The organism is Granulicella sp. S156 (assembly GCF_009766105.1).
Lineage (GTDB): Bacteria > Acidobacteriota > Terriglobia > Terriglobales > Acidobacteriaceae > Granulicella.
The window spans coordinates 113,920-138,350 of sequence record NZ_LMUH01000005.1 but is presented as its reverse complement, the minus strand read 5'-3'; the positions used below and the strand labels follow the sequence as shown (position 1 = coordinate 138,350).

18 protein-coding genes are annotated in these 24,431 nt (G+C 57.9%); 10 read left to right on the top strand and 8 right to left on the bottom strand.

What is annotated here, in order from left to right; all coding sequences use genetic code 11:
• The first annotated feature begins 4 nt into the window (after positions 1–4).
• The 5 genes from GSQ91_RS02795 (at position 5) to rsfS (ending at position 3,700) form a co-directional block, all read left to right on the top strand.
• The gene (locus tag GSQ91_RS02795) at positions 5–637 is read left to right on the top strand and encodes a CDP-alcohol phosphatidyltransferase family protein (protein ID WP_158819739.1); all 633 of its coding nucleotides are present in this window, start codon (positions 5–7) and stop codon (positions 635–637) included.
• Positions 638–711: 74 nt separating this feature from the next.
• Positions 712–1,572 carry a CHAD domain-containing protein gene (locus tag GSQ91_RS02790; protein ID WP_158819738.1) on the top strand — a complete coding sequence of 287 codons (861 nt, stop codon included), beginning with the start codon at positions 712–714 and terminating at the stop codon, positions 1,570–1,572.
• Positions 1,573–1,583: 11 nt separating this feature from the next.
• Complete coding sequence (gene nadD, locus GSQ91_RS02785) at positions 1,584–2,189, top strand: nicotinate-nucleotide adenylyltransferase (RefSeq protein ID WP_158819737.1); 606 nt, start codon at positions 1,584–1,586, stop codon at positions 2,187–2,189.
• Between the two features lie 136 nt (positions 2,190–2,325).
• Positions 2,326–2,829 (top strand): DUF4142 domain-containing protein, encoded by a 504-nt coding sequence (locus tag GSQ91_RS02780; protein ID WP_254064334.1) that lies wholly within the window; start codon positions 2,326–2,328, stop codon positions 2,827–2,829.
• 280 nt (positions 2,830–3,109) lie between these two features.
• Positions 3,110–3,700 (top strand): ribosome silencing factor, encoded by a 591-nt coding sequence (gene rsfS / locus GSQ91_RS02775; RefSeq protein WP_158819736.1) that lies wholly within the window; start codon positions 3,110–3,112, stop codon positions 3,698–3,700.
• 318 nt (positions 3,701–4,018) lie between these two features.
• Here rsfS and GSQ91_RS02770 read toward each other — a convergent pair whose 3' ends face one another.
• From GSQ91_RS02770 to GSQ91_RS02760, 3 genes are all read right to left on the bottom strand, one after another.
• Entirely contained in the window at positions 4,019–7,519 is a 3,501-nt protein-coding gene (locus GSQ91_RS02770) for a TonB-dependent receptor (RefSeq protein WP_158819735.1), read from the bottom strand.
• A 630-nt stretch (positions 7,520–8,149) separates the two neighbouring features.
• Positions 8,150–11,665, bottom strand: coding sequence for a TonB-dependent receptor (locus tag GSQ91_RS02765; RefSeq protein ID WP_158819734.1), 3,516 nt, complete (start codon positions 11,663–11,665; stop codon positions 8,150–8,152).
• Between the two features lie 524 nt (positions 11,666–12,189).
• On the bottom strand, positions 12,190–15,627 hold the full coding sequence (locus GSQ91_RS02760) for a TonB-dependent receptor (RefSeq protein ID WP_158819733.1): 3,438 nt from the start codon (positions 15,625–15,627) through the stop codon (positions 12,190–12,192).
• Positions 15,628–15,824: 197 nt separating this feature from the next.
• Here GSQ91_RS02760 and GSQ91_RS02755 point away from each other — a divergent pair, with 197 nt between their 5' ends.
• From GSQ91_RS02755 to GSQ91_RS02740, 4 genes are all read left to right on the top strand, one after another.
• Positions 15,825–16,298, top strand: a complete 474-nt coding sequence (locus GSQ91_RS02755; protein WP_158819732.1) for a 23S rRNA (pseudouridine(1915)-N(3))-methyltransferase RlmH — start codon at positions 15,825–15,827, stop codon at positions 16,296–16,298.
• A 42-nt stretch (positions 16,299–16,340) separates the two neighbouring features.
• Positions 16,341–16,823 carry a cupin domain-containing protein gene (locus GSQ91_RS02750; RefSeq protein WP_158819731.1) on the top strand — a complete coding sequence of 161 codons (483 nt, stop codon included), beginning with the start codon at positions 16,341–16,343 and terminating at the stop codon, positions 16,821–16,823.
• 60 nt (positions 16,824–16,883) lie between these two features.
• The gene (locus tag GSQ91_RS02745; RefSeq protein WP_158819730.1) at positions 16,884–17,633 is read left to right on the top strand and encodes an isoprenylcysteine carboxylmethyltransferase family protein; all 750 of its coding nucleotides are present in this window, start codon (positions 16,884–16,886) and stop codon (positions 17,631–17,633) included.
• A gap of 117 nt (positions 17,634–17,750) precedes the next feature.
• Positions 17,751–18,095, top strand: a complete 345-nt coding sequence (locus GSQ91_RS02740; RefSeq protein ID WP_158819729.1) for a GIY-YIG nuclease family protein — start codon at positions 17,751–17,753, stop codon at positions 18,093–18,095.
• Between the two features lie 169 nt (positions 18,096–18,264).
• On the opposite strand, the gene GSQ91_RS02735 is transcribed toward GSQ91_RS02740, so the two are convergent.
• The 4 genes from GSQ91_RS02735 to GSQ91_RS02720 all read right to left on the bottom strand — a co-directional run bounded on the left by GSQ91_RS02735 (position 18,265) and on the right by GSQ91_RS02720 (position 22,461).
• Positions 18,265–18,561: an HU family DNA-binding protein gene (locus GSQ91_RS02735; RefSeq protein WP_014268012.1), complete on the bottom strand. Its 297-nt coding sequence runs from the start codon at positions 18,559–18,561 to the stop codon at positions 18,265–18,267.
• A gap of 244 nt (positions 18,562–18,805) precedes the next feature.
• Positions 18,806–19,546, bottom strand: coding sequence for a DUF2461 domain-containing protein (locus tag GSQ91_RS02730; protein ID WP_158819728.1), 741 nt, complete (start codon positions 19,544–19,546; stop codon positions 18,806–18,808).
• Between the two features lie 496 nt (positions 19,547–20,042).
• Entirely contained in the window at positions 20,043–21,839 is a 1,797-nt protein-coding gene (locus GSQ91_RS02725) for a M28 family peptidase (RefSeq protein ID WP_158819727.1), read from the bottom strand.
• 310 nt (positions 21,840–22,149) lie between these two features.
• Positions 22,150–22,461, bottom strand: coding sequence for a hypothetical protein (locus tag GSQ91_RS02720; protein WP_158819726.1), 312 nt, complete (start codon positions 22,459–22,461; stop codon positions 22,150–22,152).
• Between the two features lie 19 nt (positions 22,462–22,480).
• Between GSQ91_RS02720 and GSQ91_RS02715 the strand changes: the two genes are divergently transcribed.
• Entirely contained in the window at positions 22,481–23,428 is a 948-nt protein-coding gene (locus GSQ91_RS02715; protein WP_158819725.1) for a hypothetical protein, read from the top strand.
• A gap of 117 nt (positions 23,429–23,545) precedes the next feature.
• Here the strand turns inward: GSQ91_RS02715 and GSQ91_RS02710 are convergent, their stop codons facing one another.
• Entirely contained in the window at positions 23,546–24,427 is an 882-nt protein-coding gene (locus GSQ91_RS02710) for a M48 family metalloprotease (RefSeq protein ID WP_158819724.1), read from the bottom strand.
• Positions 24,428–24,431: the final 4 nt, after the last annotated feature.

The window sequence follows — 24,431 nt, the reverse complement described above, 5'->3', positions numbered from 1 at the left end:
CGAAATGACCTGGACACGCGCATTCGGTAAAGGCAGCGGCTGGCTGCTGCAGAAGATCGTCAACGGTCTTGCGCTCTCGCGCATCTCGCCGAACACGCTTACCTTCATCGGCCTGATCATCAACGTGGTCGCAGCCTTCTTTTTCGGGTACGCGCGGGCGGAAAATTATGTTCGCATGTTCCTTTATGCAGGCCTGGTCATCATCGGCGCGGGCTTGTTCGACATGGTCGACGGCCGCGTCGCACGCCAGACCAATCAGGTCTCGGTCTTCGGAGCCTTCTTCGACTCCGTGCTCGACCGCTACTCCGACGTCGCTCTATTCTTCGGCCTGCTGGTCTACTACGCGCGCGGCAACCGCTTCTTCTACGTCTTTCTCGCGGCCTTTGTCATGACGGCGAGCCTGATGGTCAGCTACACCCGCGCGCGTGCCGAAGCCCTGATCGGTTCCTGCAAGGTCGGCTTCATGGAGCGCCCCGAGCGCATCGTGCTGGTGATCCTGGGCGCGCTGTTCAATAAGTGGGGCGCGATGGCCCCCGCACTCTGGGTGCTTGCCGTGCTCTCGACGATTACCGTCATCCATCGCATCCGCTACACGTATCTCGAAACCGAGCGGCGCAAGCTGGCGTTGAACACCTAGTACCCGCCTCTCCGAACCGGTTCATGGCTGCGTGTAGACTTATTCTCCAATCGCCGGTATGACCCCGGCAAACTATGGCAAACCCTACAACATCTCCGGTCCGCACCTTGCGCGAGCACACTCTTGCACTCCAAGAGGCAATGACTGTGTGCCTGAGCAAGCCGCGGCCCAGGGCCGTCCACAAGGTACGCACAGAAGCCGGGAGGATCGAAGCTCAACTCGAGCTTCTTAACCTGCTCAAAAAACTTCCTTCCCACCGCTCTGAGACCGCACGGGTTCTGCGCCTGCTCAAAAAGATTCGGCGCGCTGCCGGCCGCGTCCGCGACCTCGACGTTCAACGGAAGCTATTAAAACCCCCGGTTGCAAACAATCCCGAAGACCCCGCTACAGAAGACGCAGAGCAGCAGACGCCTCACTCTGCCAGTGAACTCAGCGAATCAGCCGACCTGACGGAGCTTCGTCAGATCCGCAAGCGCCGCCGTAAACGCGCTGCACGCAAGCTCCTGAAACTGCTCGACAAACGCCAGAAGAAGCTGGCAGCCGCGTTTGATGCGCTGCTGACCGCGCTCGAACCCGTGCAGGACCTCCAGTTGCCCGCAGCCGAACTCCTGCAGCTGATCGACCAGCGCTTTCGCGGCACCCACGCGCTCATCATCCGGCATCCTTCGAGCGAGCACCTGCACTCCATCCGCAAAGCCGCGCGCGTCGCACGCTACCAGGCCGAGATCGCACCGGACTCCGCGGCAGCCATCCGAGCGGCGCAGCGCTACGAGGCGCTCCAAGTTGCCGGAGGCCAGTGGCACGATACCCTCTCCCTCGCCGCCGACGCCGCAACCGAGCTGGGCGACAACCATGCCGCTGCTGTCTCCTTTGGCCAACAGCGCGACCAACACCTCGCTGCCTATCGAGCGCTGCTCGAACGTGTTCGCCCCTGAGAGCCAACCCTATGCGCATCGGCTTCTTCGGCGGCAGCTTCGACCCGCCCCATCGCGGACACCTTGCCGTGGCCCTCGCAGCCGCAGAAGCCTTCAGACTCGACCATGTTCTGCTGGCGCCCACGGCACAACAGCCGCTCAAGCCCGGCGGGGCTGTCGCACCGTTCAAAGATCGGCTCGCCATGGTTGAACTCCTTTGCCAGGGAGAGGCCCGGTTCCAAGCCTCCGCGCTCGACGCCCCACTGACCCACGGAGCGCCGAACTACACCATCGACACACTCATCCACCTGCGCGCCGAGCTTTCAGGGGATACCACCGTCTTCGTCATCGTCGGTGCAGACGCCTTCCTCGACCTGCGCCGCTGGCGCTCGCCCGACGGCCTGCTGGAGGTCGCGGAGTGGATCGTCGTCAGCCGTCCCGGCTTCTCGTTCACAGACCTTGATGCCTTGAAGCTGTCACCCGAGCAGCTTGCGCGTGTCCACCTGCTGCCGGGCGTGGCCGAGCCTGTGAGCGCCACCGAGATTCGCTTTCGCCTGAGCGAAGGCCACGACTGCAGCGAGATCGTTCCTGCTCCTGTGCTGGAGTACATCCGGGAGTATCACTTGTATGGCACATAGCCTTTGGATGGCTGCTCACTGCCGTGAATATTCTTGCTCAACAAACAGCGTTAGCCGCGCGGAATTGCATCCAATTCAAGTTCAGGAACGTTCCATAAGCAGCGGAGATTTCTGAAACCTTAGGAGAGCACCCTTGATGAATATGCGATTTACTCTGGTTGGATCGTCAGCCGCCGTTCTGGCTCTTTCCCTGGCATCGGTGTTGTATGCCCTTGAGCCTGCCTCGGACGCCGACAAGACCTTCGTCGGCAAGGTATCTCAGGGAGGGATGTACGAGGTTGAGGCCAGCAAGGTCGCTGAGGAGAGGGCGTCCTCACCGGACGTAAAGGATCTAAGCATCACCGAGGTGCACGATCATAGCCTGGTCAATCGTGAACTGAAGAGAATCGCCACCCTGAAGGGAATTCCTGTCGCTGCGACGCTGAATGCGGAGTTCCAGCAACGCCTGGAGAAGCTGAAGAGCGTCTCGGGACCGGAGTTCGAAGCCGCCTACATCGCCGACATGCAGGCGATTCACGACAAGGATGAGAAGCTCTTCGCCGCTGAGGCCACGGAAGGCTCAGACGCCTTCAAAACCTTCGCACATCAGACGGATCTGATCGTCAAGCGGCATATTGGCGCGCTGCACGGATTGGATTAGCCCGTTCTCTCAAGCCCGGACCCACTCCGGTACTTGCTCTGCCCGAGGGCACAACCTCTCTCTGGCACGTAGTTTTTCGTCGTCATTCTGAGGCATAGCCGAAGGATCACCGAATCTGTGGTGGCACAGACGCAAAGCGCATCACAAACATTGATGGGGTTTCGCTTTGCGTCGGTGGTGGCACAAATGCGGTGATCCTTCGCCGCTGGCTTAGGATGACGATGAAAAACAAACAACGAACAACCCACCTGTACTAGGATGGAATGTCTAAAGGAGTTTCATGCCCAGCACCGAAGTGAACCAGATGCTCGCCGCCGCAGCGGCTGCCTGCGAAGACAAGAAGGCAGAGGACATTCGCATTCTTGCGCTCGATCCGTCAGAGAGCGGCCTGACCGACTACTTCCTGATCTGCAACGGCACCAACGATCGCCAGAACGTTGCCATCAGCGACGAGATTGAAATCCGCCTGAAACGCGAGTTTGGCACCTATCCCAACTCGGTCGAAGGCCGCCGCCAGGGCGAGTGGGTTCTGATGGATTACGTCGATTTCATCGTCCACGTCTTCTCTGCGGAGAAGCGCGCGTTCTATGGTCTGGAGCGCCTGCGCAAGACTGCCACGAGACTAAGCATCGAAGACCTGAATGCGGAGCTCAGGTCCCAGATCGCCGCCTCGCGCAAGAAGACACCTGCGCCCGCCGTAAAGAAAACCGTCGTCGCAAAGAAGAAGTCCGTCGTCGCAAAGAAAGCCGCACCCGCAAAAGCAGCGAAGAAGGCTCCTGCGAAAAAAGCCACAAGCAGCGCACCGAAAAAGACCGCCACAAAAACGACCAAGAAAAAGGCTGTTAAGACAACCAAGGCCAAGCGCTCGTAAAGAATCTGCGAATGCAGATCCAGCTACAGATGGGGGTCCCTCCCATGCATTCCGCTTCCGCACGACTCGTTTTGAGGCTGTACAGCATGGATGGCGATAAACGAAAGGCGGAGAGCCAAAACTCTCCGCCTTTCGTATTGCATGGGTTAAGAAAAAACCGGGGACGGACGCGAAGCCCATCCCCGGTTCGTTGGTTTTGAGCCGGTTAGAGCAGTTCCCGTATAGGTGTAGAGCGAGCCACAGGTCTAAACGCTGTTTTTCCCCAAGAAAAACAGCACTCGCAGGGGTTGTCCACTTCACATCAATACGGGAACTGCTCTAGAAGGTGATCTTGCCTGCAAACTGACCGAAGCGACGTTCGTCGTGGTTGCCGCCAAGAGCAAAGGAGTTGAGACCACCCTTCTGAGCGATCACAGCCAGAGGAGATCCAATCGTGCCCGGGTTGGAGACATCCAGGGCATATTCCTCGGTATAGAGGTTGTGGTGGTTGAAGACGTCGAAACCCTCAGCTCGGAATTCCAGACCGACGCGCTGAGTCAGCTTGAAACTCTTACTGAGTGCAGCATCCGCACTCCACGCGCCCGGTCCGCGGAACGTGTTGCGACCCGTCATTGCGGAAGGGAATGGCCCGTAGTCCGAGATTCCCAGGGTCGAGCTGAAGGGTGCCAGATCATTCGCACCAGGGATGGTCATGATTTGGAATTGGTTGAGGCCCACGTTCACGCCGCCACTAGCTTTGTGCTGCGTGACAGGAGTTGACGGCACGATGCGGGGGACGCCACTGTAGCCGTTCTCGTTGTAGCTGTAGTCATAGACGGAGAACGGGGTTCCGCTACGTGCAGTGAAGATGCCCGAGACAGTCCAGCCGCCAACGATCTCACCGAGAACGCTGCGACGACCCTTTAGCCACGGAGTCTCCCAGATGGGCGCCAGAGTGATGCGATTCGGGACATCATAGTCGGAAGGACCCCAGTCGAGCATCGGGTGGGTCGGATCCAGATAGCCGAGGTTGCCGATGTAGCCGGAACCACCCTGCGAGCTGTCAGAGAACGTCGAACTCAGGTCATCCAGCGAGTGCGACCAGGTGTAGTTGGCAATGAGGCTGAGGCCAGTGTTGTGAAAGTTCTGCGTCTGGAACTTAACGTTGAGGGCATCGTAGGCGCTGGAGCCGCCGCTGCCACGGACGTTGATCGCAGCATACTGGTCGTTCGGCCGGGTGAGGCAGGCCCCGTTGGTGCCGGTATACGCACAGTCTGAATAGGCCCCACCGGACAGCGGAGCACCGAGGTAGGCCTGTGCGCCGCCGATTGGGTTGCCGGCCGTGATGTCGTACAGGTGAACGCCGTGTGCTCCGCTATAGGAGAGCTCCACCAGCGAGGTATGGCCGATCTGACGCTGTAAGGCTAGGCTCCAGAACTGCGTCTGTGCCACGTTAATGTGCGGGTTGACATTGCGCAGCTCGGTCGGCGGCAAGGGTTGCACGCCAGCCGTGCCCAGCGGGCCAACAGCGCTGTTGGTTACAGGAGTCGGCGTATTTGCGCTGTTATAAATCTGCAGCGTGGCGTAGTTCGGCACGTTCTGGATCGTGTTGAACGTGACGTTGCCAAAGTTGCGCTCATAGCTGATGCCGAAGCCACCACGGAGGCTGGTCTTGCCGTCTCCGAAGACATCGTAAGCAAAGCCAAGACGCGGAGATGCCGTTCCCCAGCGCGGGGCCCATAGCTGGCCAATCGAGCTCTGGGGAGCGATTTCGACCTGCCCTGAAGCGATCTGCTGGAAGAGGGTCGAGCCAGCACCTTCGTAGAAGTTCGAATCGAGGCTCTGGTTGTTGTTGTGCTGCACGCCGTAGTGTTCATAGCGCAGACCGTAGTTCAACGTCATGCGAGGTGTGATCTTGAAGCTGTCCTGACCGTAAACCGCCCAGTCCTTGTAACGATCGCTGCGTGCGTAGCTAGGCGCGCCCACCGGCGTCGTGACACTGCAAGCAGCGGTCTGGTTCAGGGTGCCATCGGGGTTCTGCGTGCAGGGCAGCTTGCCTTGAGGATCGACCGCGGCCTCGTAATACTGCAGGGTGCCGCTCTGCAAAGCATCGAGGCCAGTCTGATCGCCGGTTCCCAGGTACTCGACTGCCTGAGCATAGGCGCCGTAAGAAAAGTTCAGTTGGATGTAGTTGAACTGTCCGCCGAACTGCAAGGAGTGCTTACCCTTGGTCCACGACAGATCTTCCTCCAACTGGACCGTGTTCTGCGGACCGCCATAAGGCAAACCGCCGGCACCGGGCTCGTTCAGGTTAAAGAGGCCTGGGAAGTTAATCGGCGTGCTGAGGGAGGAGCCACCGTACATGAGCATGGGAACGCTCTGCTGCGTAGTGTCGTACGTATCCGGGTTCGCCAGCCGCGTGAAGCTGAGCTTGCTGTTGCTGAACAGGGTAGGCGTGAAGGTGTGGCTCAGCGAATAGAGGTAGGCGTCGTTCGAGACAGAGCTGCCCACGTCATATTGCGAGTAGGCGCTGTAGAAGCCTGTACCGCTGAACAGGTCCTGACGCTCGCGAGCGTAGCGGAAGAACATCTGGGTGCTTTGGGAGAGGTTGTAGTCGACGCGGGCCACGAGACGATCCGTGTTCTGCGGGAAGTCACCGCCGGCATCGGCATTGGCCTTGAAGTTGACCTGGCCGAAAATTGGCGTGGAGGCCGGAATACCGGTAAGCGTTACACCGCTACTGCCGATCTGCGCCGCCGTGAGGGTGTTGGTGATGGTGTAGGGAGTGCTACCGAAGGCCGAAAAGTACGCCTGCACGTCGGACGGGGTATAGGCCAGGAATTGCGGCGTAACAATCAGCGCCGTCTCTTCTGCCTGGCTGCGGACGCGTGTCCACTCCGTGCTCTCGAAGAAGAAGAGCTTGTCATGGATCACCGGGCCGCCGACCGCGAAACCGAACTGGTTGCGAGTATAGTTGCCCTTGGGCAGGTCGTTCACCACGTTGTTGTAGGTGTTAGCGGTATAGGCTGAGAGACGGTTGAACTCCCAGGCGCTGCCGTGGAACTGGTTGGCACCGCTCTTGGTGGTGAGATTAACCACGCCGCCTGATGCACGCCCGTACTGCGCGGCAAAGTTGTTGGTGACGACGCTGTACTCCTGCACGGCGTCGATCGGGATTTGTTCACCTACGTCGGCGCTGAACACACCCACATTCTCAACGCCATCGATCAGAATCTCGGTACCTGATTCGCGCTGTCCGTTGATGGCGTAGCCTACGCCGCGCGTGGAGAGGTTCTGTCCGCTGTTACTGTTTGGGGTGGTGTTGTCGCCGTTGCTGACGTTGCCGGAAAGAGCGACGAAGTCATAAGCGTTGCGGGTGAGGCTGGGCAGGTTCGCCAACTGCAACGTGTCGACCACCTGCGAGAGCTCCTGGGTCTGCGTGTTCACCTGAGCAGCACCCTCGCTGACGACCTCAACGGCGGAGTTGCTGCCGCCGACTGACAGCTTCGCATCCACGGTCGTATGGCCACCTACGGTCACTTCGATACTGGCTTCGTACGGAATGAAGCCTCCGGAAGCAATGGTGACCTTATAGTGGGCCGGCTCGAGACCGGGGAAGCGATAGCTTCCGGACTTGTCCGTTTGGACGGCATGCTGGGCGTTCGTGCCCAGATTCTTGACCGTCACATTCGCGTTGGTGACGAGCGCGCCGGAGGGATCGGTGACCGTGCCTGCAATCTGGCCAGTTTCAACTTGTGACCAGGAGTTGGTGGGTTGCAGAATCAGAGAGCCGCTTAGAAAAAGAGATACCCCGAGAATCAGCGTGCGAAAAAGGCGCATGAAACCTCCGAACAGACTGGAATATGATTGCTGCATGCCTTGCAATCCATGGGCCAACTCGTTCCGCCAGCAAAACCCTGATAATTTAGGGTCGAGAAATTATTCAGATTTCATGGAATGTGGGATTTCGTTCCTGTTGTCGAGGCAATCTATGCAATCCTGTAGCCCGGCGACGGAAATCGTACTCACACCCCTCTGACCGCGACCCTCGCTGACTTCCAAACCCAGCGTCCAACTGCGGGCAAGCCACTGTCCAGCGGGCACGCCAGCTCCTGCGAAGCGAAGACCCTAAAAGCTCCTGCAAAAAAAATCGGTGCCCGCGAAGTTGGCGAAGAAACGCCCGACTAAGAGCATCGTGAAGAAAGCCACAAAGTCCTCTGCCTAAGGCGTGTTATCCAACTCCCTGGTTAAATCCGTTGATGAGGTCTGGGGTCAAGGGCTAAGTTTTTGCCTCAAAAGGGGCGGGGCTTCAGCAAAACTTGCCTAAAGCCTGGAACGAAGTTGGATGACACGCCCTAGGAGGCTACCCAAAAGTGTCAGATATCCTCTTACGAATTCAGACGAGAGACACACCCCAAGAAAAGCGGGAGAGCCGAAGCTCTCCCGCAAAGGATGAATAGATCTTCCTGCTTAGAACAGGAACTTGAGCGCGAACTCGAGCTGACGCGGAGCACCCTCTGCATAGACGCCTGTTCCCAGGCCAACGCGATAGGCATCCTGGCCATTGGTCGTGCCATTGTAGGTTGTGTTGTTGATCGTACCGGTGGTGGCACTGATGTTACTCGCCAGCGTTCCGGACTCGCGCACCGCACCGAGAGTTCCCGGAGCATCGAAGTTCGCAAAGTTCAGCACGTTGAAGGCATGCACGCTAGGTTGGATCGTAAGGGCTTCCCCGAGTTTGTAGTTATAGGAGGCGCCGATATCCCAGATGCGCAGGATATCGTTGCCCACCTGGTTTGTAGGAGCGTTGAGCAGTGTCTGCTGCACGCCACCCAGCTCAGAGAGTTGCTCCTGGGTCAGAACGCCGGAGTTGACTACAGCCTTGCCTGCCGGGGTCAGCTGGCCCGCGTTGGTTGCGTTGTAACTGTTGATCAGTTTATTGATACTGTGCTGGTTGAACTGGCGCATATAGGAACCTACATTGCTGCCCGCCACAACATCGCCGACTGTGCCATCCCCATCCAGATCGCTGATGAAGATGTCGCCTCCACCCTGAGTGGCCAAACCGGCTGTCGTCGACAACGACGAGTAAAGGTGCGCAATCGAGTCGATGCGGAAACCTTTGAGCAGCTCCAACCCCAGGCTGCCGGAGAACTGCTGATGACGATCCAGAGAATTCGATCCGTAGAATTTTGACGGATTGTCATTGCTCAGTGCCCCTTCGGCGAAGTCCTGATCACCGCCGGAGGTGCGGCCGATATCAGCAACCGTACCTGTGCCGCTGAAGTGACTGTAGGTGTATGCGCCGGTCAGATCGAGAGCAGTAATACCCCGCAGCGGATGCTTGACGCGCTGGGTCACAGTGACCTCCAGTGCGTTATAGGCCGACTTACCGCCTGGAGTGAGGAACTGCATCTGGCCGAAGTTCGGATTGTTGCCGCCAAAAGCATAGGTCGAGTTAGGAACACCACCGCCACTATTCTCTGAGTCGAGGCCATTCGCTGCAAAATTGCCGATGGTCGCGCCGGCGAGACTAATAGGATTGATTCCCGGGCAGGATTTGATAGCAAGATCCACAGAAGCCACACCGCACTGTAGCACCGTAGCCGCTACCGCAGCCTTTGCTGCTGTCGCGTTGTAGTTACGCGCCGCTCCGACATGGTTCTCGTCAATTCCTATGAGGAAGTGCTCGCCGAGATTGCGCAGATAATCGACCGTCACTACCGTGTTTTTGCCAAACAGATGCTGGATGCCGACGTTCATCTGGTAGGACTGCGGCGTCTTGTACTGAGGCAGAAAGAGATCGTCGCCGTTCACGTTAGCGCCCACGGCCATCGCATTGAGAATGTAGTTGCCGTTGGAGGATGCACCGATGGACTTAACCGCGGCTTGATACGTGCTTTGCAATTCAGCGATTTGTTTGTAGACGCTTCCGGCTGGCTGACTGCAGAGGCTGGCAATGGTCGTACCCGTAGCTGTTCCATCAATCGTGGTCAAGGTCGTTCCGTTAGAAAGAGGAATGCTGGTTGCCGGGCAGACCGTCGCGTCTCCAAAGAACAGCCCTTGAGACAGGCGCACTGGACGATCGAAGAGAATGTTATTCCAGACATTGTTCTCGTAGTAGAGACCGCCTCCGAGACGAATCACCGTTGTGCCTTTACCGGTCAAATCCCAAGCGATACCAGCCTGTGGTCCGAAGTTGGCATTCGGCTCACGCACTTTGTCACCCAGGCCCGCACCTACGGCATCCAACTGAGGAATGGCTGGAAGATCCGAATCCGTGCGGCCTGTATCCCGGATGTAGCGTAGCCCGAAGTTAACATTCAACCGGGAAGTGGCTTTCCATTGGTCGCCGATGTAGGCCGTCACGCGCCAATCTTGCTGACCGCCCCCTGGATAGCCGAACTGGGGAATCTCTGTGTCGTAACCCTGGCCATTGCCGACAGTGATACCAGCTGAGCCGCTCGGGTTGAGACCGACAATATAGTTTGCAGGATTCGAGGAATAATCTGCAGGATTTCCATCCAAGCTCGGAAAGGTCGTTCCCCCTGCGTACGAGGAATACGTTAAGGCCACCTGCGGCTGCAATCCAAAGAAGGAGGCGAAGCCGCCGCCCAGCAGGCGATTGAAACCCGCACCGTAACGCAGGGTGTGGTTGCGCTTCGTCCAGCTGCCGTCATATTTGAATTGCTTGTTGGTCTGCACCGTCTGCTGCGGAGCCAGAAGGTTGGAACCGCTCGAGAAGGCGCCGATCTGCAAATTGATCCCTGGCGTGAGGTTGAAGGTGGGATTCTGCGTAACCGAGGTCGCGTCGGTGATCTCGTTATAGAACTTGAAGTAGCCTACGCGGAAGCTGTGGCTGAAGTTTCCCGTCAGGAAGTCGATCCCGCCGCCCACGTTGGGGACGTTGTTTTCGTTGAGGTACGGGGAGTAGTTGTTTCCGCCGCCGAAGCCGCCCACATCCTTGTTATTGAAGTAGACACCACGAATAAAGGCCTTGGCGCCATGAGGCAGATTGAAATCCGTACGGCCCAGAAGGTGCATCTCGGAATAGGGCGCGCTATAGGAACCGCTTAGGTCGGCCAGTGGAGTACCCGCAAGGCTTACAGGAGCCTGAAGGTGTTGCGTGTAATTCTCCGCCGATATAAAGAAGAAGGCCTTGTCGGGCACGATCGGACCGCCCATACCACCGGAGACGTCGTTCCGCTGAAGGTAATTGTTCGCGCCACCGGGGAAGTCTGCACCTCCCGCCCGCTTGTCGCGGAAGAAGTAATCGCCTTCACCATGAATGAGGTTGGTGCCGCTGCGGCTGACAATGTTGACCGAACCAGAAGAGGTGATGGAGGTCGTGATGTCCAGGTTGGACTGTGCAACCTGAAACTCCTGAATGGCAGTCTGCGAGATGTTCTGCGTCGTGGTTCCGACGTTCTCGTCGGAGATATCGAGACCATCGAGCTCAAGACGGGCCGAGCGGCCGAAGCGGCCACCAAAGGAGATCGATTCAAAACCGTTCTTGGTCGGATCGAAGTTTGTGCCATCTTGAATCTGCACGCCTGGCTGCAGCTGAGCCAGATCGAGGAAGTTACGTCCATTGACCGGCAGATTGGTGATCTGCTCCTGGGTCAGGATGCCGGCAATCTGGGTCTGCTGCGCATCGACCGCAACGGCGTTGGCCTGTACCTCCACCATGGTCGAGGTCGAACCGATATTGAGCTTGAGATCTCCGTTAGAGGCCACACCTACCTGAACGACAAAGGTCTTCGTGAGCGTGGAGAACCCGGCAGCCTCTGCCGTAACCTTATAGACTCCCGGAACCAGAGAGCCCGCCGAATAGTAGCCGGTTCCGGTCGTCGTAATCACCTTGGTGGAACCCGTAGAGGGTTCAGAGAGAGTCACTTTAACGTTAGGGATCGTCGCGCCGACGGGATCTGTAATCGTTCCCTGAATCGTGCCGGTAGCATTCGTTACCTGGGCGAATACTGGCATTGTTGACAGGGCGAACAGACCCAAAATTACCAGTACAACTTGAAGGCGCCAAGACTTGTGTCGGATCGCGAAGGTGTAAAGGTTTCTCATAATGAAAACACATAGCAATTTCATTGCCAATGCCGCACTCTTTGGAGTTCTGGAACATTCTGTGTTACTCAACCCGGCACATTTTTGGGGCTGCGCCTTACCCTAAAACGCATCTTTCGGCCCTATTTCCCACAACATGGCCTACCTGTGGAGAATGCCTTTTAATTTGTCGTTCAGTTTCTTACGGGGAAGAGTCTTCGCCAGTGGAACTTTTTAATGAAGTAAATATATGTCGTTTTGTAGTGTGTCGCGGGCCCCTATACGAAATCCTCCTCGCCACTAGTCGATCAACTCACTCCCTTTCCTCTGAGCCGGACTCCAGGTTGGACGAAACCTTCCCTCCAGGGCTCCAGCCGCTTAAAGGCTGCGCGAGTAAAAAAGACAAAAGGCGGAGAGCCTAAGCTCTCCGCCTTTCATTTTTGCCTGGGTTCGGGTTAGAAGCTGAACTTGCCGAACACCTGGATCACGCGCCCACCGATACCAGCTCCCTGGAAGGAGCCGTAAGGGCTGGTTGGAGGAGCGGCGATGGAGCTGATGACTCCAAGACCACCCGGCGACGAGATATCGCCTCCTGGAAGCGCAAAGTTCGGGTGGTTGAACAGGTTGAAGCCATTCGCGCCAATCTCAAGATTCAGAGCCTCGCGACGATATACCTTCTTGGCCAGGGTGAGATCCGTGTCTGCATAGTGCGGACCGGTGAACTGATTGCGCGGAGAATTGCCGAAATCCGTTTGAGTGCCGGATGCCGCAAAATCCGCCGTCGTAAAGCACGCCGTCCTTGCAGCAGAAGCACCGCAGTTCCGGTTCATGTGAAAGTTAAGGATATCTACGAGAACACCACTGTTATCCGTGCCGCCCGTGTAGGTGCTCGCCCCGGAACTATCGTAGACCGTAAAGGGTTGACCGCTGCGATAGAAACTCTTGCCTGCGACAATCCATCCGCCCAGAACCTGGTTTTCAATCGCGTTCTGGAAGTGGAAGGGCATGTCATAGACAAAGTCGAGGGAAAGACTGTTACGGATATCGTAGTCCGCGACGGAGTAGTTCAAGTGCCTTACGCTATTCGGGTCAATCTGCCAATTCGATTTGGCGTAATAGGAGTTGTAGTTATACGGCTCATTGGTAGTGCCTCCGTTGGAAGAGTCGTCCAGAGCCTTGCTATAGGTGTAGTTCACATTGAGAGACAGGCCCTTATCGATATGCTTGTAGGTAATGGAGCCGCCGTTGTAGTTGGAATGCGCTGCATTGCTATAGTAGGTCGACGCGCCGAAGTTTGGATCGGGCTGCGTTGTGGGCAGGCCGGCAACCCCGGTTGACGAAGCAGCGTTGATGGTGCCATTCCAGAGGATTTCGTCATAGCCGGTGTTTCCGGCGTAGGCGAGGATCACTGCATCATATTTCGTGAACTGATGTTGCAGTTGCAGACTGAACTCAAGATAGGTTGGGTTTTTGAACTCCGATGGGGCCAACGCCAGACCAGGAGGCGCGAAGCCAGGAATGGAAGCCGTCAAAGAACTCGAGCTTGCCTGATTCTTGAAGCCGGTTTCAACACCATTGAAGGATGCCAGAGAGTTGGCATTCGCGCTTCCTGCGATCTGCGACGAACCAACACTGCCTGACGTAATCGTAGAGTTGTAGACGTTTGGCAGATTGGCAATAAAGCCATCCAGGAACCCAGCGGGGTAGAGGTCGGTGAACATGCCGAAGCCTCCGCGAATGACCGTGCGGCCATCTCCGGCGACATCATAGTTGAAACCGAATCGGGCCTGCGGATTGATCTTCGGCACACTGGCAAAGGGGTGCGATTGGTCAGCATTCACCAGGGTGCTGTAAGGCGTCGAGGTAGTCACACCGCTGCGAGGAAACGCACCGTTGTAGAGGGAAAAGCAGTCGTTGTTGCACAGAGGGTTACCTGTCCGATCGAAACGGACGCCAAAGGTCAACTTCAGTCGCTGGGTGGCTTGCCACTCATCCTGCGTATAGACCCCAATATTGTAGAGAGCAAGATACGAGGATTTGTTGTTCGTGAGTTGCTGTGTGAACTGGGATCCAAATGAATTGCTGGTTTTAGGATTGATCACCGAGTTCAGGTTTCCATTTGCGAAGTCACCCATGAAGAGGGCATACGTGCCTGCAAAGTTTTGCTGAGCATCGTCGTCGGTGATATCGTTGCGCCGGAAGTCATATCCGAAGCGAAGCGTGTGGTTGCCCTTGATGACCGAAAGATCGTCGACAAACTGATACTGCGACACATTGCGGCCGTCAATATACTCATTCGACAAACCAAGATTTTGATTTCCCAGATACGCTTCTGCTCCGTTGGAACCACCATCGTTCATCGAAGCAAAGTAGGTGGGGAAAGCCGCCAGTGTAGCCGCCGTATTGGAAGGTCCGAAGTAGGCCGTGTACCAGTTTGCAGCAAAGATAAATTGGTTGACGACGTGCGGGGTGAAGACATACGTGTCATTGAGTTGTCCTTCATACGAAGGCTGGCTGCTGGTCGTACTAAACAGCGGGCTCACAAAGCTGGTATACGTCGGTTGCGTACCACGGTCCATCTTGTAGCGACCGAAGATCTTGTGTTTGTCGCTGATATTCCAGTCAACACGACCCGTGAAAAGCCATTCAATATTCTTGTTCGCGCCTGTTGCAAGGGCAGACGAGGTGCAGGATGAGGTTGTGCCAAACGTACCACCGGTTCCGTCCGGAAGGCCCAAGAGTGCAGCAGATCCGCAGCCCAGTTGGTTGGCACTATCCTGAAGTAGACCGGTGCCGTTCGTAACTGGTACTGCTTTCGCAAAATTAGGAGAAGCGTTGTAAAGTCCGAAGGCCTGCTGATAGAGCGGGACATTGGCCGCGGGAATATTGGCCAGAACAGCATTCTGAAACGCCTGCGTTGGAAATGCGACGTATCCCTGAGCGGGCAAAACGTAGTGCAGACCTTCGTAGTCGGCGAAGAAGAAGAGTTTATCTTTCCAGATGGGGCCACCTACATTGGCAGCCCATTGATTGGAGACAGCATGCGGACGCGCTCCTCCACCCTGCTTGTTGAACCAGTCGTTCGCATTCAAGACGGTGCCGTTATAGAAGTAGTTCGCGGAACCATGGAACTTGTTGCTGCCCGACTTGGTGGTGAAGTTGATGATGACGCCTGCGCCACGTCCATACTGCACACCGTAGCCGTTCTGCACTACAGCAGCTTCCGAGATCTCGCCCTGGCCCAGGGTCAGGTTGCTCGATCCCGAGTTGTTGAGGTTCAGGAAGGGGTCTTCGTCGTCATATCCGTTGAGCACATACAAGTTCGATGTGCCGGGCAATCCATCGGAGCTGAAGTTGCCGTACGCGCCGCCCGAGTTCAAGACAACACCGGGAGCGGTATAAGCGACGGTAGTAATGTCACCGCCGGGCGCCGGCAGGTTTTGAATCTGGCTTTGCGTCAACGTCATAATCGACGCGGGGGATTGAGTATCTATCAGCTGCGCAGCCTGAGCGCTCACCGTCACAGCCGAATTGCTACCGGCCAAACCCAGCGTGATGTCTACGTTGGGGATCTGGCCTACCGACACGACAACCGTCGTCGGCCGTGACAACAGGCCATTCGACGTAACATCAATCTCGTATTTCGACGGCTTGAGCAGGGGCGCGCTGTAGCGACCCTCAGAGTTGGTGACCACCTTGAGGGTGGCGTTTGTGGCAGTGTCCACAATCTTGACCGTTGCGCCGGGGACCAGAGCACCCGTCGGATCGACCACAACGCCTGTAATAGCACCAGTTACGGCGTTTTGAGCGGAAACAACACCCGGCACGAGAAGTGCCGCAAAAAGAAGAACCAAAACTAGGATTTGGGGGGATATTGCAGAAAACTTCTTCATCAAAAAACGTACTCCTCAAACAGTGGCCCGGACGGTATGTAGCAGCTGGCACAATGCCGGCGCGTAACTCAGAGCTGCCAACTACATTGCATTTCTGATGCCAAACCACCATATTCGCTAAATATTGATAATTCAGACTCCACGGTCTACGGAATTGCGTAGCCTATGTCGTTTTGTGTCAATTTCTGAAGCACTCTATGCAATTCTGTAGACCGACAATGGAAATCCTCCTCGCCACCATCCGGCCACGACGTTCCCCGGCCTCTGAACCAGACGCACAACTTCTGGAACGCTACATTCAGCGCTCCAGCCGGTATGTCCCCTGCGAACAGCGTGAATTTGCCTCCGAAGCCACCCTTTTTGCCCATCTCGACCGTCCGGCGCGGCGCACCACACCGTATCTCGTCCTGACCGACAGCCGCGGCAAGCAGATGAGTTCGGAAGAATTTGCAGCCGCACTCGGCAGCGTGCAGGATAACGGCGTCCAGCAGCTCGTTGTAGCCATCGGGCCGGCCGATGGCTGGTCGGCCGAGGCGCTCCGCCACGCCAGCCTCACCGTTGCCTTCGGACGGATCACCCTGCCGCACGAACTCGCCGCCGTAGTCGCCGCCGAGCAGATCTACCGCGCCCTAACCATCCGCGCTGGGCATCCGTATCATCATGGGCACTAAAGAGCCTTCCAACCCTGCTCTGCCTGCGCTACCATCCTCCGCATGAGCACACTCTCGCGTCGAGACCTTTGTCAGACCCTCCCCCTGCTGGCGCTTCTGCACCCCTTGAGCGCCGCTGCCCAGACACCTCAAACCGTATCCGAGCCCCCGGCTACCGCCGACTGCACGACGCTCGCCGCCTGTCAGGCCATCCCCACCGAGCCAGGCCACTCCAGTCAGCCCGGCATAACCGGACACGAGATTCTTCACGGCCTGATCCCCGGCATTACGCACATCGAAGTCCATGAGACAAAGCTCGATCCCGGGAAGGCACCCCATCCGCCGCACCGTCATCCGCACGCCGAGGTGATGCTGCTCCGCCAGGGCTCGCTCGAGTTCGTCTCCGACGCGCCGCCTGTAACCATTACCGCAGGAGGCACGATCTACTGCGCCCCCAATCAACTCCATGGCATCCACAACAATGGCGCTACGCAGGCCGTCTACTTTGTCGTAGAGATCGGCCGCCAGCAAGCCTGCACGAAGTAGCGCTATTTGTCGGGGGTTTCCCCCAGATAAACTGGTTATCGATAGCTTTTAAGGAGTTTCATGTTCAAGGCCAGTCCCTTCGAGTACCGCTTCCGTTTTTTGATCCATGTCCTGATCTTCACGCTGGCCTTCTGGGTGCCGTGGGTCGACTGGATTGCGGGGCTCGATCTTACGCGCAAGACAACGTGGCTGGTCGCGTCGTCGTGGCTGTCGCTGCATGGCTGGTTGGGTTTTCAGGCAGCGACCATCGTGTTGCTCGTCATAGCACTTGTCTTTACGGGCCTCGGTGCATGGCTGCGCACCTGGGGAGCGGCATATGTGGGTTCGGGAGTTGTGGCTTCACGCTCCATGCATGGAGAAACCCTGCTCGCCGACGGCCCCTATCGCCGCACACGCAACCCGCTCTACCTGGGGACTCTGCTGCACACCGTCGGGCTTGCCCTCCTGATGCCGCCGACCGGCGCCGTCTTTGCGATTGTGCTGATCTGGGTGTTTCAGATTCGCCTGGCACTCGCCGAAGAGCCGTTTCTCGCCGCGCAGTTTGGCCAACCCTATCTGGCCTACGCCGCGGCTGTGCCGCGCTTTCTGCCATCGCCCACACCGTGCGTTCCAGCAGCAGGAGAAGCCCCTCACTGGGGACAGGCCGTGCTGGGCGAGCTGTACTTTATCGCCGCGTTTCTTGTGCTGGCCGCCCTCGGCTGGAACTTCAACGGACAATGGCTACGCCAGGGCTTTCTGATCTCGCTAGGTGCATGGCTGATCGCACGAGCGTTTTTACCAAAACCTAAGGCAACGACGGCAGCGGCATAGTTAGCCACTCTTTGAACTTCCTATACCTTGTCATCTCGACCGAAGGCGCGCTTTTGCGCCGGAGTGGAGAGATCTCAGCATTTTGCTAGAACCAGCAACACATTCGATAATCACCCCATGTACCAAGAGAAGCCCGCCTATGTGTACATTCTCTGCGGCGATTCAAAACGTCTATACATCGGGGTAACGACGGACATAGAGCATCGGATGTGGCAGCACAAAAACTACATCTATCCGGAGAGTTTCTCAGCGCGCTATGACATTCATCGGCTGGTTTACCTCGAACGATTCTCTGACATAAATGAGGCTATCGCACGTGAGAAGCAGTTAAAGCGTTGGTCGCGTATCAAGAAGATTCGCCTCATTGTGGCGAACAATCCAGACTGGCGCGATCTCAGCGCAGAATGGGGCAAGCCGGTAGAGCCATTCTCGGGTGTCCTCCGGCCTCCTACAGGGTTCTAGCAAAATGCTGAGATCTCTCCACTCCGGCGACAAAGAACGTCGCCTTCGGTCGAGATGACACGGCATAGGTGATCCAATAACCAACAAAAAGTGCCCCACCCTGCGACGATGAAACTGTCGCGAGGATGGGGCGTAGACTTTGCCTCTGTTTTGAATCGTGAAACTCGAACTACTTCTTGGGCGGAGCGATCGTGTCCTTCGCGACCTTGGCCACGCGGAACTTGACGACGGTCTTGGCCTTGATCTTGATGGCCTCGCCAGTCTGGGGGTTACGACCTACGCGAGCCTTGCGCTCAGCCTTTACCAGCTTGCCGATGCCGGGGATGGTGAACTCGCCGTTCTTCTTCGTCTCTTTGACTGCGGTTTCAGCCAGCAGTTCGAGGAAAGCTGCGGTCTGCTTGTTGGTGAGCTCGAGCTTCTCTGCCAGCAGGCGGACAAGCTGTGTCTTTGTAATTCCCTTTGCCATTGTGTGTACTCCTTCGTTTCCGAATGATTGAGCATAGGCTTTCGCCCATTCCCCGCAGCTTGTACTCTGGCGACAATCGCCAGTGTTCATGCGGGTGCGGAGAAAAACCGCGCCGAACATCACCTTCAACCTTCTGAAACCCTTTGTCAACGGTAAATATCGTGTTTCCACAAGTTTTTTGCGGTTTTTTCCGATATTTCCCGGTTTTTGTCCTTAAATCGACATAAAGCCGGTTAAAAACGCCCTAAAAGAGCGGTCGCGAGGGCTTGCGGACAGCCTCCGACGCTTCCAGAATCGCACCGTTCAACGCCTCTACCAGAGGCGCTGCGAGACGGAATCGCTGCACCACTTCACTCACGAACGCAGGCTCCAGCGCACGTTCCACAGGCAGCGCAACATGCACGCCCCAGTTGCGCGCACGCAGCAGCTCATCCGCAGGATGGTCGGCAGGGAACCCTTTGGGCATGCGCGTGAGGGGTTGCGCGTCGATGTGCGTCATCGGCGGCTGCATCTTGCTCGCAGCACTGCGGGCACGCGGCTTTACGATGGCGCCCAGCAGCGCGCGGTACTCTTCGTGGTGCTCCGCAAGCCAGCGGCGAATCGCCAGCAGCTGCTCGCGCTCGGGCATATAGACGCCGACCGAGATCAATACTTCTTTCGGATCGATGTGCAGATAGAAGCCGCCGCCGGAGGTCTTCTCCATGCCGCGCCGTGCCCACCACGCCGAGACATGGCGTTTGTACGGACGCTTGTCGGGGCTGAAGCGCGTGTCGCGATAGATGCGCATCATCGTCTTGTTGGGGGGCCGCACATGCTCAGGGGCGAAGTCGTGCATCGCGGTGTTGATCTCGTCGACGACCGCAAGCATCGGCTGCTTGAGCGCGCGCTCGTAGATCTCGCGGCGTGGTTCGAACCACTCGCGATCATTGTTTCGCGCAAGGCCGCGGAGGAATTTCAGGGTCTCAGGGGTGAAGTGTGCTGGCATAACGATCTGATGCTATACGACCTTGCTGCGAACCCAATGTTGTAGTCTTACTGCGAGGATTCGCAAATGACTTCATTACGATTCTCCACGAAATTTCTACGCGTCGTGCCTGGTGTCTGTGCATTTCTCATTCCTTGCACGGGAGCGATCACGACACTTCTACTCGTGAGGCATCACGCCAGCATTCTGACTGTTCTTCCTTTGCTCCTGTTGCAAGTTGCCCTTCTGGCAATCTCAATTCTGTGCGTCGTGACGCTCCTTCTGAAGCGTGGCCGCGGGGCATCTCATGCATAGTGAGTGCTGAAACCGTGCGTCTCACACGCATGAGAAATCGGGTGTGCCATCAAACGCGTCCAGAAGGCAACAACCGTTTCGTTAAGGGCACACCAGCGTGTATACGCACTGCAACCATGGACGACTCGCTATGAAGTAACCCCAAAAACACCAGCGGCGGGGACCGAAGTCCCCGCCGTCGTTGAATCGCAATTCGATCAACCTATTTCGCGGGCTCAACCGCATTCGGATACAGCCCCGGAATCGGCGCGGACAGCTTCTTCTCCAGCTCCGGATGTGGGAACGGCTTGCGCGGCATCATCTCGTCGCGCTGACTGGTGTTCCAGAGAAAGATCGCCTCCACGATTGCCGCCTGTTCGAGATCGTCCTTGTGCAGCCGGTCGTACGTGTCCATGTCCGAGTGGTGCGTCCGCGTGTCGTAGTCCATTGGGTCCTGGATGTACTGGAACCCCGGCAGGCCCACCGCGTCGAACGATAGATGATCCGTACCGCCGGTATTGCGGTTGCTGATCGTCGTCACGCCGAGATCGTGCAGCGGCGCGATCCACTGCGCAAAGATCGGCGCAATCGCGAAGTTCTCCTGCGTATACACACCACGAACTTTGCCGGTGCCGTTGTCGAGGTTGTAGTAAGCGTCCAGCGTCTCCCACTCCTTGGTCGTCTGCAGTGGACCGTGGTTGCGGCTCATATAACTGGGCGTGCCGGCAGGGTCAGGCGTCGCCGGAGCGGCAAACGTACCGAAGTGCTGTTTGACATAGCCCTGCGAGCCGAAGATGCCCTCCTCTTCACCAGACCACAACGCAATCCTGATCGTCCGGCGTGGATGCAGGTCCAGCGCCTTCAGGATGCGCACTGCCTCCATCCCGACGATCGAGCCTGCGCCGTTATCTGTCGCGCCCGTGCCTGAGATCCAGCTATCGAGATGTCCGCCCACCATGACTACCTGGTCCTTGAGCCGCGGATCGTTGCCGGGAATCTCGGCGACGGTATCGAAGCCATGCTCATGATCCCCAGTGAACTTCGTCTCGATGTTGACCTCAACCGTGACCGGCACATGCGCCTGCGCCATGCGTGCGAGCCGGTTGTAATGCTCGATCATCATGACGGCGTTGGGGACCTTCACCGCATTCTCTACTGTCTGCGCGCCGCGAATCAGGTTCGCGCCGTTGTCGTCGAAGATGATGCCTGTACCGCCGCCGTTGCCACCATCTCGGCTGGGCGTGATGATCGCGGCGACACCCTCTTCCACCATCATCTTGAGAGCGCTCTGGCGCAGCGCAGCGATGCGCTGCCGCTCCGCCATCAGGGCCTGAAAGTTCGGCGGCGGCCCAGCGGTCGCGCGACGGCTGCTCTCCGCACTCTCCATATCTTTCAGCTCTTCCTCGGTATAGCGATGAAAGAGTGGTTCGGTGATATCAGGCGTAGGACGCATCGCTCCCAGCAGCACGATCTTGCCTGCCAGCGTGCCTTTCAACTTGTCCAACTCGCTCGCATCGGCCAGCGGCACATAGACGATCTCACCGGTCACGGGACCTTTGGTTGCGGGCGACCACGGAGCAGCCTGCATCCATAACGGCTCAGGGTCAGGCGAGACCATGCGCGCCCAGGTGTTGATCTGCTGCCACCCCATGCCGAACTCGCCCCAGTCTTCGAGGTGCGCATTTTCGAGCCCGATTTTTGCCAAAGTATCGCGCGTCCAGGCATTGGCCTTGGCCATGTTGGGCGAGCCGGTGAGTCGCGGACCGATGCCATCGGCCAGGGCCGCGCCAAAGTCCATCACCTTGCCATGCTGCAAACCCTCGGCACGGATGCGCGCGTACATCGTGAGATCGAGGTTCTCGGTAGCAGGCTGTGCGCCATAATACGACGGAACAGGCTTGGTCTCGGCGGCTTCGGCAGGCTTCTTCTTGTCGGCAGCATAGGCTGCCGTGGAGAGCAGCGCAGCAAACGCAAGCACAGTCGTACTACAGCGCAAAGAGGGGCGGAGGAAGACGGACATGATGACTCCTTGGAAAGGGTTCCAGTAATGGATGTCGAGGATACGCCTGCCCGGCGAGGATAGTTTCGCCCATGGCCTTCTTTGAGGCGAATCACCCCAAAGAACCACCCCAGAACTGTCATCTCGACCGGAGCATGATGGTTTTATCGTCATGCGTAGCGGAGAGACCTGCAGCTTGTTTGTACCGGTACTCTAGCCTGCGCAAGCAAACTGCAGGTCTCTCCACTCCGGCGCAAGTGCGCGCCTTCGGTCGAGATGACAAGGTATGGGAATGCTCAAAAGGACCACCGTACGCCTGCGGTGAAAAAACCTAGCCCCGCCGCGACTTCCGCGCCATCCGCCGGGCCCACTGCACACCTAAGTAGCTCAATGCCAACGCCATCACCACCACCCCCACCGGGAAACCGGCACGGCGGTAGGCGAGCGCGAAGTCCACCGGATGGTGCGTCGCCGACATATAGATCAGCAACGCGATGATCGCGCAGAAGGTCGTGGCGAAAAACGCCGCGAAGCCTGTCGCCACTCCCATGAGCAGCGATTGGAACCAGCCCAGGTCTCCCAGCGGGATTCCCAGCAGCACACCGTCGCGTCTTGCGCGTTCTACGTCGTTTGCAGTTGCCATACTCAGCTAGAATAAGCTAATGGCTGAGACTCTGCAGAGCGGCACCGCACGCACGCCGCAACTGATACGCGCGGCGCAGGTTGCGCGAGAGACCGAAGTGCGTCAATCGGCCAACGGGGTGGCGTTTGCCACCTACGGCGAAACTGGCGTCGATGCCCCCGATCTCGACCGCATGCTGGAGACCGTCCCCGCAGCCATCGTCGCCTCCCTCAAGAGCAACACCTATTACTTTGTTCCCCTGGCTCTGCGCGAAAACCCCGAAGCCAGCGAGACCCCCGAAACGGGCGACAGCCCCGAAGCAGACATGAACGCGAAGCCCCACACCCCCGCGACCGAGTCCGCAATGGTGGCTGGCGAGTACACCGACGCCTTCAGCGATGCGGCCATCTGCCATCGCAATGTGGAGCTGGGCAGCGGCAACCGCGGCGTCTTCATCTCGACGCGGCTGCTGGGCGATCGCTTCGCCCTGAGCTTCGAGTTCTTTATCAACGTCGCACACGCGTTCGTCGATCAGGCCGGCGTGCCTGCGTCGTTTGCCGATCTCGTGTGGAAGCAGGCACTCGACAACGTGCGTGGCGAAACCAGCCTCGACGCCTGGGAGTCACGCAACCTAGCCTTCGGCCGCCCTGCAAACGCCGAGCCCGAACCGTTGGTCTTGTCCTCGCGACGTGGGTTAGGGCTGGCAGCCAAGCCTCGTTCGTTCAGCAACGCCTCTTCAAGCGTGCCAGCGACCAAGACCGCCGTCGACGAAAAAGAGCGCGGGCTGTATATCGATGCCGCGTTCTCGGATGCGGTCGCGCTGTATCTGCTATCGCTCGCACTGGACTTCGACTACAGCGAACTGCGCGAGCGCGAGTATCCGTTACTGGCTCCAGCAGCACTGGCCGCGCGTCTGCGGCTCGTCGCCGAGTTGTTCCCGCCCAACCAGGGATACGAGTTCGCAGTCAGGTATCGGCGTCGGGCGTAAGAACTCATCTGCTCTTGTTTTTCTGGTTGTCATTCCGAGCGAAGCGAGGAACCTGCTGTCTCCCGTTTTTCGCTCATGTCACCCAGATCTTTAGGTCTTTGCGGATAACACTACCCCTCAAAACTTCCGCAACCGTCTCAACGGCGGCGTATCCCAGTGCTGCGAACGCATCAACTCGCGCACCTGCTGCTCCCGCTGCACCGCCGGAGGATGCGACCGAAAGTAGCCTGCAACCGTCTGCAACGAAACCTGCGCAGCCTCATCGACAGGAGTAGCAGGCTTGTCCCCGGCAGATGTACCCCTCTGCTCCAGCTTCTCGAACTCTCCGAAGAGTTGCAGAATGCCTAGCGGCGAGTATCCCGCCTTTACCGCAAGCGCAGTCCCGTCACGATCAGCCTCCATCTCCTGCTCCTTGCTGTAGCCGGCGAGGAAGACCTCAACCGGCAGCCCGACGACATCGCCCAGCGCTCCGAGATTACGCAGATGCGCTTCCGTCTGCATACGCTCCGCGCAATGGCGCAGGTCGATGTGCTCCACCTCATGCCCCAGCACGGCGGCGAGCGCATCCTCGCTCTGCATAAGCGCCAGCAGTCCCTGGCCGACGAAGACATGCCCGCCGGGAAGCGCGAACGCATTCACAAAATCGGAATCCGGAATGTAGTGAAACTTGTACGGCAACCTGCGCCGCGCGCCCGTCGAGACGTGCTCTCCAACAGTCTGCAGGTAAGCCTCAATGGCGTGATTCTTTGCCGCATCCTGTTTGGGCGACACCCAGCGCTCGGCATACTCGCTCGCGAGTTGATCCCCGAGCGCAATCTCGTCGCTATCGGACATGCGGTCGAAGTGCGCGGGAACCCGCGTCATCTCATGCTGCGCATCAGCCGCAGCCGAGAGAAGGCTCTGCGCAGACGGCCGCGCAGAGATGCGCTGCCACTGCACGGCAACGATCGCAAGAATGCCCGCGATAACAATGATGGAAAGAGGGAGCCAGCGCTTCATAGTA

Bases quoted from the DNA above. Each gene is read 5' to 3' on its own strand.
- GSQ91_RS02795 (WP_158819739.1), top strand. From the start codon at position 5: ATGACCTGGACACGCGCATTCGGTAAAGGCAGCGGCTGGCTGCTGCAG.
- GSQ91_RS02790 (WP_158819738.1), top strand. From the start codon at position 712: ATGGCAAACCCTACAACATCTCCGGTCCGCACCTTGCGCGAGCACACT.
- nadD (WP_158819737.1), top strand. From the start codon at position 1,584: ATGCGCATCGGCTTCTTCGGCGGCAGCTTCGACCCGCCCCATCGCGGA.
- GSQ91_RS02780 (WP_254064334.1), top strand. From the start codon at position 2,326: ATGAATATGCGATTTACTCTGGTTGGATCGTCAGCCGCCGTTCTGGCT.
- rsfS (WP_158819736.1), top strand. From the start codon at position 3,110: ATGCCCAGCACCGAAGTGAACCAGATGCTCGCCGCCGCAGCGGCTGCC.
- GSQ91_RS02770 (WP_158819735.1), bottom strand. From the start codon at position 7,519: ATGCGCCTTTTTCGCACGCTGATTCTCGGGGTATCTCTTTTTCTAAGC.
- GSQ91_RS02765 (WP_158819734.1), bottom strand. From the start codon at position 11,665: ATGCCAGTATTCGCCCAGGTAACGAATGCTACCGGCACGATTCAGGGA.
- GSQ91_RS02760 (WP_158819733.1), bottom strand. From the start codon at position 15,627: ATGAAGAAGTTTTCTGCAATATCCCCCCAAATCCTAGTTTTGGTTCTT.
- GSQ91_RS02755 (WP_158819732.1), top strand. From the start codon at position 15,825: ATGCAATTCTGTAGACCGACAATGGAAATCCTCCTCGCCACCATCCGG.
- GSQ91_RS02750 (WP_158819731.1), top strand. From the start codon at position 16,341: ATGAGCACACTCTCGCGTCGAGACCTTTGTCAGACCCTCCCCCTGCTG.
- GSQ91_RS02745 (WP_158819730.1), top strand. From the start codon at position 16,884: ATGTTCAAGGCCAGTCCCTTCGAGTACCGCTTCCGTTTTTTGATCCAT.
- GSQ91_RS02740 (WP_158819729.1), top strand. From the start codon at position 17,751: ATGTACCAAGAGAAGCCCGCCTATGTGTACATTCTCTGCGGCGATTCA.
- GSQ91_RS02735 (WP_014268012.1), bottom strand. From the start codon at position 18,561: ATGGCAAAGGGAATTACAAAGACACAGCTTGTCCGCCTGCTGGCAGAG.
- GSQ91_RS02730 (WP_158819728.1), bottom strand. From the start codon at position 19,546: ATGCCAGCACACTTCACCCCTGAGACCCTGAAATTCCTCCGCGGCCTT.
- GSQ91_RS02725 (WP_158819727.1), bottom strand. From the start codon at position 21,839: ATGTCCGTCTTCCTCCGCCCCTCTTTGCGCTGTAGTACGACTGTGCTT.
- GSQ91_RS02720 (WP_158819726.1), bottom strand. From the start codon at position 22,461: ATGGCAACTGCAAACGACGTAGAACGCGCAAGACGCGACGGTGTGCTG.
- GSQ91_RS02715 (WP_158819725.1), top strand. From the start codon at position 22,481: ATGGCTGAGACTCTGCAGAGCGGCACCGCACGCACGCCGCAACTGATA.
- GSQ91_RS02710 (WP_158819724.1), bottom strand. From the start codon at position 24,427: ATGAAGCGCTGGCTCCCTCTTTCCATCATTGTTATCGCGGGCATTCTT.